Here is a 14,198-nt window from a genome sequence, read left to right on the forward strand (position 1 = left end):
CGCTTTAGCAACGGTAATTCGGTAGTGAACAAAAAAGTAATGATTAAAAGATAACCATGAATACACTGATTTTGACTCAGAGAAAAGCCCGAAATATTGCACTCTTATTGGTTCTGGTAGCCCTGTTTTTAATGGGCTTCCTTACATCCTGCAAAGATGATGACGGGCCATTAACGCCAAGTGCCAGAGAATTAGCCTTCGAAAAACTATCTGGCGACTGGGACTTGGGCAATGGAGCAGGCCGAATAGAAGTAGATGGCACAGATGTTAGTGCCAACTACCCAGGCTTTACTTTATCCTTTACCGATGGCGGCTACACCACCACAAATGGAGCCGACTTGTTCAATGCAAGCGGTAGCTGGCAATGGACGGACGAGGATGCTAAAATGCTATCGTTGGACGATGGCAAGGAAGTAACGATTACCCTACTAAATGAGAATCGTTTTACTTTCACTTTTAGCCATGCAGGAGGAAGCAGTGCCAATGGCATTAACACCTCTAACGGCATGGAAGGCAGTTATACCATTAGCGTAGTAAAGTAATTATTTGTACTTAACAGCTTACAAACCCCGACATAAAACTGTCGGGGTTTTTTGTTGCAGTGGAATCACTGCTTTGACAAACTTTAAGCTAGAGAATGCGACAATACAGATGGATAAGTAGTTAGTCTGTTAAATCAGTTTGTCAAAGTTTTATTACTGCTGAAGTCGTTTTGGTGAGTACACCAAAGCTGGCGCAGGAAGTTCTTCATAATGTTTGTAACGAGGATGTACGAAAGGTCAATTGCAGTCGGTGTATAGGTTAGCGATTGGTGTAATTCACAAGTCCCATAGGGACGAAATGTAATAGCATAAAAGTGCACTAGACTCATTAAGCTCCAAAGGAGCGGCATGTTTGGTTATTGGTTTTGTACCTAAAGGCACATATTAGAATTCCCGAGTACTTTTTGCTACCTGTATGCAGTCCCTACGGGACAAAATTGATAGGGGCGGTGTCGAATATATTATTATTTACAATCGGTATGTAGGCTGTTAATCCCGATAGCTTTGACAGACTTTTAGATAGTGAAATTGATAACACTATGGATAGGCAATAAGCCTCTTGATCCAGTTTGTCAAAGTTTACTTACTGTTTTCTGATTAACTAATGCACTGATAACCGACCAAGGTGCAAAGCCGATAGGGATTCTTTCGGTCATTCATTCGCCTTATCGGCTCATGAGTTTCCTCAGAAAGACGGTGTATGCGGGGCTTTGCGCAACCCACTTTGAACCACGAACCGATTTACCAATAATCAACCCACTTGGTAGGCCTCTCCGCTAAGGTCGAGGAGAAAAGCAGGGAGGTAAGTCTGGCACATGACTCCATCGGAGCCGAATGTCATAACACAATGATAACGCTCGTCTCAGTAAGCTCCAGAGCAGCGGCATGTTTAATTGTTGGTTTTGTGCCTTTTTAAGAAAGCCTTTGATTTTTGCTGTTAGTTATAAGCCAATGTCAATTCTTATAGTAACCAATTGGCTTAATGTGTCCTCCCTTTCATATATTGAACCCATTGAGTTTAGCACCCTATTTCGCCTACTGTTGAGACAAATTTGTATTCTACTTCTTCTTTTATGCTTGTTTAGCAATATCGGTAATGCCTTTCAAGGTAATGAGGGATATGATACTGAGATGGAATTGTTCAATCAGTATTATGAACAAAAGAATTTAACCGCTCGAAAGGAGTTTGTGGTGCAATTCTTTGAAGTAGCTAAAGATAGTGGTGGTATTTATCTGCCCATGGCCCATTATTTGGCGGCTCATCATTTACGCGTGTTTTCAAAGAATGATAGTGCCTTGTATCACTTCAAAAAGGGATATGAAATGATGCCCAACTATGATTTTGACCTTTTGAAAGGGAGACTAATGATTATTGGGGCTGCGCTTTACACAAACACCGGAAATTCGGTTGAAGCACTGAGGCTTTTGAATGAGATAGACTTAAAGAAGCTTAGTCAATTTGAAAAACTTGGTGTGCATTGGGAGCGATATAGGATTGCTTCTTTAAAACTGGACTATCAGGATATGGAAACCTTCCTAAAGGAACTGATAGACAATGGGGTTGGTAATGTAGTCTCCTTTAGGCGTAGGTTAGTTGGTGTCCTTATAGAGTTAGGTAAGCTAGAAGAGGCAGGGCAATATGTTGATGATTTGATGGTTGATTTGGCCAATAAAACACCTAAAGAAGTTGGGACTAAAGATTACATAGCTGTCCATTATGCTGCTACATTGTACTTTATCAGAACTAAGGAATTTGATAAGGCCATATCGCTGATGGACAGTGGTATTAAGTACATTAATGTATTCCCTAAAAAGGAAGTAAAAGTAAATTTTTGGTCAAGATACTTGGAGTTGCTGGACGCAATTGCTGTCAACGAAAAAGTTTCTGTTACAAAGCGCCCCTCTGTTGAAGTAACTGCTATACTTGCTAAGATTGAAGAAGCCCTGCCTTTGGCGAATGCCCCTACCCAAGAGTTCGGTATGAATATTCTCATAGACCACTTTAAACTAATAAACGACTGGGAGAGTGCTTTTACTTATAGTAAAAAGTTAATCGACCTGAAGGAAGAAAGGTTCTATAATGATATAGCGAAGGTATACGAGCTTGAAAAACAACTTTTAGAACGAGATGCTGAAATAGAAAAGAATAAGCAGGAACTGGCACAGCAAGAACTAGATGAATCTAGAGATATTCAGTTTCTGCTAATAGGCTTGGTAACAGCGCTAACAATAATTGGTTTTCTTATTTACCTCAACTTAAGGAACTCTAAAATGAGAGGGGCGCGATTAGCAGAGAAAAATGCGCTTATTAATGAACAGAAAGACCGCATTGAAAACCTTAATGAGCTTCAGAAGCAATTTTTTATCAATGTTTCTCACGAATTTCGGACACCGCTTACATTAGTATTGGGCAATTTGGGCAGCTTGCTCAATGGAAGGTTTGGTAAATTAAACCCCGGGCAGAATAATGCGCTTTCTCAAGCCAAAGAAAACTCCATGCGCTTATTAAACTTGGTAAGAGAGATGCTCAACTTATCTAAACTGGAGAGTGGCAATGAGCAATTAGCCGTTAGAGAGGTTGCCTTGCTGGAGAAGGTTCGGAGTATCATTTCATTATTTGATAGCTTGCTTGAGCAGAAAGGTTTACAGGTGCATTATGATTACCCGGAAACACTCGATAAGCTCTTTTTAGACGAGGTAAAGGTGGAGACAATTTTTTACAACCTAATTGCCAATGCCATCAAGTTTAGTACACCAAATACCGTGATTGAGATAGGACTAACGGAGGAGTTTGATAGCCAATGTATTAGTATTAAAAATACTGGTGAGGGAATTCCGCAAAAAGATTTGCATAAGGTTTTTGATAAATTTTATAGAGCTGGGAGTGGTCAAACGGAAGGGAGTGGGGTAGGCTTAACTCTGGCCAAGGAACTGGTACTATTACACGGTGGTAAAATTGAAATTGACAGTAAGCAGTACGAATGGACAGCCGTGTCGGTTAAATTTTTGAAAGGATCTGAGCACTTTAAACCAGAAGATTTTGACCAATCCATAGAGCAGGAGATGGAGCGTATTCCGGTTGGAGTTCATAAGATTTTGGTTGTTGAAGATAACCTGGAGATGGGTGCTTATATAGAGAGTGTTTTGTCCAAGAGCTTCAAAATTACTCGTGCAAATAATGGAATGGAAGCACTGTCCATTTTAGGGCAAGCGTCTCTGGACTTGATAGTAACTGACTATATGATGCCGGGCATGTCTGGTGAAAAGTTTTATAAGGAACTTAGACAACTCCCAGATTATAAATCTACCCCTGTGGTTTTTCTCACTGCCCGAACAATGGAAAGTGACAAGCAAAGGCTGTTACGTTTGGGGGTGAGCGACTATATTCTTAAACCATTTGCCGAAAGCGAATTGCTTGCTGTGGTGAGCAATCTATTGGTGCTGAAAGAAGAACGCAATGAAGCAAGCGCCTCAAAAGTAAATATAGATGATCAGTTTACTGATCGTCTAAAATTATTGGTCTTGGACAATATTTCGAACCAAGATTTAAGCCCGGCTTTTCTATCCGATCAACTGTCTATAAGCGAAAGAAGCATGTTTAGAAAGGTGAAAGAAGCTACTGGTTTTACGCCATTGGCCTATGTTAAAGAGATTAGGCTACAAGAGGCTCGCAGACTTTTAGAAACTGGTAGTTTCAACTCCATTTCCGAAGTGGCCTTTTTGGTCGGTTTCGAAAACATGAGCCACTTTTCTTCAAGCTTTAAAAAGCGCTTTGGCAAACCCGCAACCGACTTTAAGTAGTGTTGTTTGTAAGGTTACTTACTGGGTTAATGGGGCAATTATATATAATACCTGTCGCAGCCATTTCCTCACATTGCTGGTATGTTCTATTTGCAAATAGCCACATCTGCCTGTCGTTAAGGTATCCCTGCTCCATTCTTTTTGGCAGCCCCATCCGTATTTATACCCACTCAAGCAAGTGTATTTTCTTTAAAGTATTGGGAAGTGATAAGTCTTGTTTATCTCTATTGAAACGCTGTTAAAATGCAGTATATGCAGTTTGGCATTCTGTGAACATACTTTGGCAGTAGTGCCAAACCCAGTCTTCAGCAATTCAACTCTTTTTGTTTAGTCATAAAACGTGATGCTGGCCAATGGCTAGGTCTCAACACGGACTTATGCCCAAAACAGAAGACTTAATAAAAACTACAGACACCCTATGAAACACCACTACTACAGATTCATCAGAAAACCGCTGCTTGCTATTATGTTAATGGCAATGGTGATACTTGGCTCAAAAGCCTTTGCCCATTTGCCTTTAATGGACAAACCTAGTGACCCAGTAAAAAAAGTAGGCGCTAAGGATTCATTAACTAATAAGGCATTTTATGCTGTAAGCAATGGAAGTGCTTTTGAGATAAACGATTCTTTTTCACAAGTTGTAGAGGTTTCCATATCGGGTGGTTCAGTGGTAAATAGTGGGAGCACTAAAGGGTATGCTGACACTTTTATAGGTGAAACTAGGACAATCATTTTTGCTGTAAACTCATATTATTCATCAGGTTCAACAGTGGAAGCAATTAGAATTGAAGGAGTAGATAAAAGTGATTTTATACTTCAAGACCCTTTTAATACTAGTAGTTCTAAAGGTTTTATTTGGGAAACGAGCTGGAACGTGAACTCTACTAATTATGAATTTTTTCAGGTAGTGTTTAAGCCTACGGCCCTAGGTCCTAGAGAGGCAACTATTACATTACTAACACATGACAATGATTATAATTCCAATCCAAGGTACAAGATTCACCTTACGGGTAATGGCTTAACACCAGACATAAAAGTAACTGGTAAGGGAGAAAGGGAAATTATAGACGGGACTACAACAACCGATAGAGATGATTTTACCCATATGAGAGAGGTAGAATTAAGAAATGGCACCACATCAAAAAGTTACTCTTTTAGAATTTATAATACTGGTAATGCCGATTTGGGTTATTATGACCCAAGTGACCCAGCCACATTAATTAAGCCAAAGGTTACCATAGAAGGAGCCGATGCTGACGATTTTTCAGCGGCATCCATATTCACTACCATTGCACCAAATGCATATGGCTCATTAATAATTACTTTCGATCCCAGTAAGCTGGGTTTGCACAATGCTACGGTAAAAATTGAGACAAATGATCCGGATGAATCTCCTTTTACTTTTGCCATTTCTGGTACAGGGGTCGATGGAGAAATAGCCGTATCGGGCAATACTAATGTAGACATTGCAAATGGAGATTTTTTTCCTTCAGTTTCCGATAGTACAGATTTTGATCAGGTACTAATAGGGCAAACTGAAACCAATGAGTTTGTAGTACAAAATGTAGGAGGTGGTTTACTCACATTGAACAATGGCAATTCTTCGCCAATTTCTATTACTGGACCTGGTGCATCGGATTTTTCCGTGGTAGCACAACCAGAATTTGACCCTCCCCGCTTTAGCAAAAACACTTCTAATACTTTTAAATTAGCTTTTACACCCACTGGCGTAGGCTATAGAACTGCGACTGTAAACATTCCAAACGATGATGCAGACGAATCCCCTTTCACTTTTAACATCAGGGGTCAGGGTATGGCACCAGAGATTAATGTAAGTGGCAATGGCAGCGGTATAAGTAACGGTGATACTAATATCGATTTTGGCAATTTCGATAAGGATAAATTCCACACCAGCGGACCAAACGCTGGATCCCTAAAGATACCCGCTACCAGAACTTTCACCATTCACAATGATGGTAATATTCCGCTGCAACTTGGGGCAGATGCTATAACCATAACAACTCCCAATCAAGAGTTTGAGCTACAGGCACAGCCCCCTGCAACTATTGCTGCGGGTGGTAGCCAAAACTTTACAGTAATTTTTAAACCAAAATTTCTTGGAGACAGGACGGCCGAAATCTCCATAGCCAATAACGATGCAGATGAAAGCCCATTTACTTTTACTGTAAAAGCCCATGTGGTGGACCATAAACCTTCTTTCGATTTTGCAGAAGAAGATATTGTGCTTTCAAAAAATGCTGGTGCACAAGTGTTAACCGACTTTTTCAACAATGCAACTGATGGTGACTTTAATACTCAGGGCATTACGTTTAATCTTAGTAATGACAACAACGCTCTTTTTGATGCGCAACCAGCCATTATAAATTTTCCAAAAATAGATCAGAACAACGGAGATCCTCTAGATTTTGGCTTGCGCAGGATAGCTGGTGACCTGAGTTTTACGCCAAAGGCAGGTGTTTATGGCAAGGCCAGGGTCTCACTAAGTATTACTGATGATGGGGGGAATACTTCTGATACAAAACATGTAGATATCTACGTAATGCCAGATGAAACCATAAGTTTTAATGAAGTTGTGGTTGATGGTGGTGCTGTTGGTTTTGAGCTTTACAATAGTTCGGGTACTTCATTCGATTTATCGAATATGGTTTGGGTGTTATTCGACCCATCCGATAATAATACGGTTTACGATGCATACTCTTTAGCGCCAAGCAGTATAGGTGCTAAAGGGTTCTTTTTTAATGGAATTCCATCGGGAGCCTTGGCCAATGGGGCAATGGCAGTATACGTGGGTAACGAGAGCGACTTTGTAGATGGAGTTACCGTAGCCGATACTATTGGGATGATAGATGCCTTTGTTTATGGAGATGCTAGTTCAAACACATTGGCCGCTCTACTAGGGCAAGATAAAGTTTATTCATTCAACTCATTTGGTAGTACAAATACTTGGTCCAAGTTGCCAGATGGCAGAGGCCGCTATTTTAAGCAGCAACAAACCCTTGGTACTACAAATGATATTACCCCTCCGTACATTATAGGTGTCGAAAGAGTTGGTGAAAGTAATTTCAGGCTCGTTTTTTCAGAGGCAATAAGTGTTCATAATAGTTGGCAAGCAACGGATTTGTCTGTGGTAGATTGTGAGGGTAATAGTGTTCCTAATGTCACGCTCGTGGCGGACACTAACCCGAATGATGAATATTTAGATTTCCAGTTTGACAATGATGCTCCCGGAGATTGGCAGTTGAGCTTTACAGGTTCGGCAATTAAGGATGCTGTTGGTAACTCAATGGCAGCACAAAGCACTACGCTGTACCAGAGTGCTTTCGAGTTCCAATATGCTAAATTCTTAGGTGCAGATGGCTCATTTTCAGTCGCTAGTCAGGCACAAACACCTCAAGCAATCCGCTTTGCTAATAGAGGGGAAGCGATGTACATATTAGATTCTGATGATAACGAGCTTTACTTCTATACATTGATTAACAATGCTTATGATGTGAGCCAAGCAGTGGCTCAGTCGGGTACCTTTACTTTAGACTTGGGCACTGCTACCAGCAATGCGATTTTTAATCCCTCCGACTTGCTTTTGAATGATGTTGCAGATAGAATATTTGTTCTGAATCATGATCCTAACAATGGCATTGTTGCACAACTTGATTTGACTTCACGATACCTAACCAATACAGCTGTGTACAATAATGTAAAGCTAGACTTTAGTAGTAGAGGAGGCTCTGGTACGGGCATGGCATTCAATACGCATGGAACAAAGCTGTATATAATCGTAGAGAACCCAAACAAGATGTATGAATATGTATTATCTACCCCATACGACCTAAGTACTGCAAGTTTTAGTCATGAACTGGACCTTTCAGCCCTTTCTTTCCCAAGAACCCCCTTGTTCAATAGAACTGGCAGTAGATTGTACATTCACGATTTAGGCTTTAATGAGATTATGGCCTATGATCTCAACACTTCTTTCGACATCAGTACGGCCGTAAAACAGGCTAATCCGGTTCTTGAAATACCTAGTACGGAGAGTAGCGGCCCGTTAGGAATTACATTTAACGAAGAGGGGGCCAAGCTCTATGTAGTTGGGGGAAACGATGATAAGGTAGTAAGCTATTCCTTAGATGATTCAACACCACCTAAAATGGTAAGTGGTGTAAAAGATAGTGAAACCCAACTTACTATTGAGTTTAGTGAGAATGTGAAAGCCACAGGAGGAGTTGGTTCTGACTTTATAGTTAAAGATGGTTTAGGCAATGTTTTTACTGTTAGTAACATATTAAGTTCGGATTACCAATCATCTGTGAGCTTAGAGGTGGCAGATCTGAGCAATGCTGTGGGTGACCTTTCAGTTATCTATGTAGCCAACAACAATCTTATACAAGACTTTGCCTGTAACACACCACTAACCGATGCAGTTGGGGTTATAGTTGATGCTGACGTAACTGCTCCTAAAGTAGTCAGTTTTGAGCGGCATTTGCCAAACCAACAAAATACCAATGCCGATGAGCTAACCTTTAAAATAACCTTTAGTGAGCCAATGAAAAATGTTGATGCGGCAGACTTTCAGGCTTTTGGTAGCTTCTTTTCGGTAAACCTAACACCAAACTCGCAATCAATAACAGACCAAGGCAACGGTGTTTACTTGGTTACTTTTACCGGTGGAGATATAACCAATTTTGATGGTGTAGTTCACGTGGGTTTTTCCACTTCATTAAGTATTGAAGACTATGGACGTAATCATTTGGGCGATGTAAATCCCACAAGTGGGAAGAACGAATACTTTAATTTAGATAATACCGCACCAACTGTAACCAATGTAACTATCAAAGAAGGTGATGGGCAATATCGTGGTACTCAAATTCAAGATATTGGTGGGCTTACAGTTCAAGTGACTTTCTCCGAAGAAATTTCAGTAACTGGTGTGCCAAAGTTGACTTTAGAAACTGGGCCTAATGACCAATCCATTGCTTATAGCAGAACACTTGGAAATAAACTTACCATAGAATTTAAGTACAATTCGTCAATAGGCGATATCAATTCAGATTTGGACTATGCTTCAACAACATCGCTCTTGGTTGGTTCTGGCGTTAGTATCAAAGATTTGGTTGGGAATTCGGCAAACTTAAACTTACCAACTCCAGGAACAGCGGGCTCTATCTCCGCAAACAAGGATGTTGATATTGACTTTCTTCCTAAAGTAGGGCTAAGCTTTTCAAAAGAAACTATTGAAGAGTCTACTGATGCGAACAAGAACACCGCAAATATTGAGGTGTCTTTAGTGGATGGTGTTGCTTCTACAACCGATGTGACGGTTAATTTGGCCTATGGTGGTACAGCCACAGCTGGTAGCGACTATAATAGCAATGCAAGTACATCCATTACCATCCCAGCGGGGTCGCTGACAGCACTGGCATCCATTCCAATTCAAGCAATTAACGACACTGACCCTGAGTTTCCAGAAAGTATTTCAGTAGAAATAGTAAATGTTGTGAACGGCTATGAAGATGGCACACAACAAGATGTACTGGAACTAATTAGTGAAGACCCGATACGGTTGAATATCGATTCACCCGATGTTTTCGAAGGAAATAGTGGAACAACAACACTCACTTTCACGGTTAGTGGCAATTTCCCAGCACCAGATGATATAACCATGGATTATGCCGTTACTGGCGGAACAGCAGATGCGGCCGATTTCACCAGTGTTTCGGGAACACTAAAGCTCCTGCAAGGAGAGCAAAGTAAAACGATAGATATCACCGTGATGGGGGATGAAATTGTCGAGAATCATGAGACGATAGAATTAACAATTTCCAATGCCTCCAGTCTTGGGTTTATAAATGTTGGTAAGGGTACAGGAACCATTAAAAACGATGAATCTGTTCGGATAAAGCCAGTAGCTTTTAGCGAGAGTGAGGATGGCGCTTTTGTACTATCTGTTACCGCAGACAAAGCCGTAGATGGAGGTTTCTCAGTAGATGTAGTTACTTTCGATTTTCAGGCCATTGCCGGGGCCGACTATACTGCGCTTAACGAGACAATCAACTTTGTAGGAACAGCAGGGGAAACACATACGGTTACAGTTACCGTAAATGACGATGATATTGTTGAAAGGGATGAGGCATTTACTGTAGCCTTAACAAACAAGGCCAACTACAAAGTAAGGTGGGCAGATGTAAAGTTGGAAAACCCAGTACGGGTTACCATCGAAAATAACGATGTAGCTACCATAAGTATAGCAGATGTGACGGTAAACGAAGGTGATGGTACCGCAACGGCTACACTAACCCTAGACAATGCAGTTTCCAACGGTTTCGATGTTTTTGTAAGTTCTAGCGATGTCTCGGCCAAAGACAATTCGGACTATACTGCTGTTCAGAATGCCAAGGCCACCTTTGTGGGAAATGCCGGTGAAACACAGACCATCAGCTTTAATGTTACGGACGATAACATCGTAGAGTCCAGCGAGACATTCACTTTAATACTAAGCAGTGTGGCGAGCACTTCGCTGAACAATGATGATTTTGACCTGACCGATGAGGCTACAGTAACTATTATTGATAATGATGCTGCAACCCTAGCAATAAACGATGTTACTATGGCAGAAAACGCCAATGGGGCAACAACGGGTTTTACTTTCTCGGTAACGCTTACAGGGACTGTGCAAGAGCCATTTACCGTGCAATATGCGACCAACCTAGCCTCGGCACGCGAAAATGACTTTACAGCAACAGACGGTACATTGAGTTTTACGGGCAACAACGGAGAAGCCCAAACTTTTGATGTAACAGTATTAGATGATGATATCGTGGAAGTTGACGAGTTTTTTAATGTCCTTATCCACAATGTTGTTGCGCCAGGAAGGAATATCACCATATCAGATGCCACAGCTAAGGGAACCATCACCAATGATGATCAAGCAATAGTGACTGTAGCAGATATAGGCTATTCAGAGGACGGAGCTTTTGTACTTGCCCTAACAGCGGACAAGGCAGTTGATGGCGGTTTTACCGTAGACGTTAGCACAAAGAACAACACCGCATATGCCCCTGCTGATTATACCGCACTAGTAGGGGAAACTGTAACCTTTGCAGGAATAGCAGGAGAAACACAGACTGTTACCTTATCCATAGTCAATGATGAGATTGTTGAAGCAGATGAGACATTTGATGTTGGTATGCATAATCTGACACCTCATATCGTAAACTCCGGAAGCATATCTGCCCTAGGGACAGCCACTGTAACCATCCAAAACAACGATGTAGCAACCGTAAGCATAGCGGATGTAAGTGTGTCAGAAGATGGTGGCCCGATTACATTAACGGCCACGCTGAATAAGGCTGTAGATGGTGGTCTAAGTGTGGATGTCAATACTGTAGATGGAACCGCAGTTGCAGTAGCCGACTTTATAGCGATTACGAGTCAGACCCTAAACTTTGCTGGTACGGTAGGGGAAACGCAGACCTTTACAGTTTCACCAACCGATGATGGTATTGAAGAGTCTACTGAAACATTGACCATCGCCATGAATAACTTAGTGGCCAAAACTGTGAATACATCGGGTGTTGATATCACGGGTGTCGCAATAATTACTATTACTAATGATGATGATAATACAGCACCTGTTGGCTATACAGTAACTTTAGGAGGAGCCCTAATAGGCGGTTCAGAAGTATCAACTTCTACCTTCATCTTTGCAGGCGCAGAGATCGGTACTACTTACAACTATACGGTGAGCTCAGATAATGGCGGAACCAATGTTACAGGAACAGGAACAATTGCTACAGCAACAGATCAGATCACGCTAGCCGACCTTTCAGGACTGAACGATGGAACACTGACCCTATCAGTAACCTTGACCGATGCCTCGAGCAATGTAGGTACGGCAGCAACAGATGATACGGTACTAGATACTACAGCACCAGTTGCACCAATTGTTACTTCAGTAAGTGACGATACAGGCTCAAGTGCTAGTGATGGAATAACAAGTGACAATACACCATCCGTAAACGGTACAGCAGAAGCCAATGCTACAATAGAGATATTTGTAGATGGAAATAGCGTGGGAACAACCACAGCAGATGCTTCAGGAGACTGGACATTGGCTTACACAGGTGTTACCCCACTAACAGATGGAACCATTGCAGTTACTGCTAATGCAACAGATGCCGCTGGCAATACTGGCGCCAATAGCACAGCCGTAAATGTCACCGTTGATACCACAGCACCAGCTGCAGCCACTTTCAATGGAATCACTAACGATACAGGGGCAAGCAGTACAGATGCTATCATCAATGATATGAGCAGTGTAACCATCAGCGGTACGGCAGAAGCGAATGCTACATTCGACCTGACATTCAATGGTGTTACTTATTCCGGTCTTTCGGTAGATGGTAGTGGCAACTGGTCTATGGATATTTCCAATGCATTAACAGAAGATGCTACAGAGACTGTAACCATAACCATAACTGACGCAGCAGGAAACACCAGTGCAGCGGCTACTTACGATATCACACTGGATATCACAGCGCCAGAAGCACCAACTGTAAACCTCGATGCAACATCAGACAAAGGAACTAGCGACAGCGATGACCTGACCAATTATACTATTGGAGATGCAATGACCTTCTCAGGAACTGCAGAAGCCAGCGCTTCGGTAGAGGTAGAGTTAACCTACAACGGAACCACCTTCACAGGTCTGCCAGCCACAACAGATGGCGCAGGCAACTGGTCAATTAATGTTGGTTCAACAATAGGAGGAATACTTGTAGATGGAACAGTGAACGACCTGACACTTCGCGCCATAGCAACCGATGTAGCAGGCAACGTAGGAACAGCAGGTGAACTGACAATAGTGCTAGACCAAGCATTGGATGCAACACTAACACCAGCCGATAACGCAACGGACGTGCTGCCAAATGCCAACCTTGTAATGAACTTCAGTGAAGATATTTACAAAGGAACCGGTAACATCACAATTAAGCAGAGCAGTGATAACACGGTATTGGAAACCATAGATGTAACAAGTGCTAACGTAGTGGTATCGGGCGCTGAAGTAACCATTGACCCGACCAGCTTGTTGTTGCCACCTAGCGAAGAGTTCTATGTAACGGTAGATGCAGGAACATTTACAGACGATGCAGGAAACAGCTATGTAGGAATCAGTAACAACACAGCCTGGACCTTTACAATTATTGCAGCTCCAGTAGTTACCAGTGTAAGCGTACCGGCAGCAGATACTTACGGTATTGGCGATGAGCTTGAGTTTACGGTTAACTTTACGCTGCCTGTAAATACAAGCGGTAGCCTGAGTCTGCCGATAACACTTGGTGCATCAGCAAAAGAAGCCACAGTAGCAGCCGATGCGAGCAATAGCAACTCACTTACATTTAGCTATACAATAGCCGAAGGCGACTTGGATACAGACGGTATAACAATTGGTTCCAACATCAACTTGAACGGAGGCTCGATAGTCGATCAGTTTGCTACCAACGCAATATTGGCCTTGAACAATGTAGCCAGCACGGCAGCCATCAATGTTGATGGAATCAGGGCTATTCCAACATTGAGTACAGCCACTGGTAGCTTGACAAATGAAGCACTTACCATAACAGTAACTTACGATGAGCAAGTAACAGGGCTTGAGTTGACAGATTTCACCATTGCTAATGGTACGGCATCCGACCTCACAGTAGTAACCGCAGGCCTAGTTTGGACAGCCACTGTAACGCCATCGGCTGATGGAGCGGTAAGTGTAACACTACCGGCAGGAACAGTGAATGACCAAGCAGGCAACACCAGTGCAGCATCAGCAAACACCATAAGCACTAC

At 42.0% G+C, this 14,198-nt stretch carries 3 protein-coding genes; all 3 read left to right on the top strand.

The genetic code is table 11. The features are described 5' to 3' along the window. The first annotated feature begins 56 nt into the window (after positions 1 to 56). The gene (locus tag BMW98_RS20300) at positions 57 to 542 is read left to right on the top strand and encodes a hypothetical protein (RefSeq protein WP_090261357.1); all 486 of its coding nucleotides are present in this window, start codon (positions 57 to 59) and stop codon (positions 540 to 542) included. Between the two features lie 1,077 nt (positions 543 to 1,619). Continuing rightward, a complete protein-coding gene (locus BMW98_RS20305) occupies positions 1,620 to 4,343 on the top strand; it encodes a hybrid sensor histidine kinase/response regulator transcription factor (protein WP_162844771.1) in 2,724 nt (907 codons plus the stop codon). A gap of 418 nt (positions 4,344 to 4,761) precedes the next feature. Beyond that, positions 4,762 to 14,198 (top strand): Calx-beta domain-containing protein (locus BMW98_RS20310; protein ID WP_139177732.1); only part of this gene is annotated, 9,437 nt, incomplete at its 3' end.

Source organism: Roseivirga pacifica (assembly GCF_900111145.1).
Taxonomy (GTDB): domain Bacteria; phylum Bacteroidota; class Bacteroidia; order Cytophagales; family Cyclobacteriaceae; genus Roseivirga; species Roseivirga pacifica.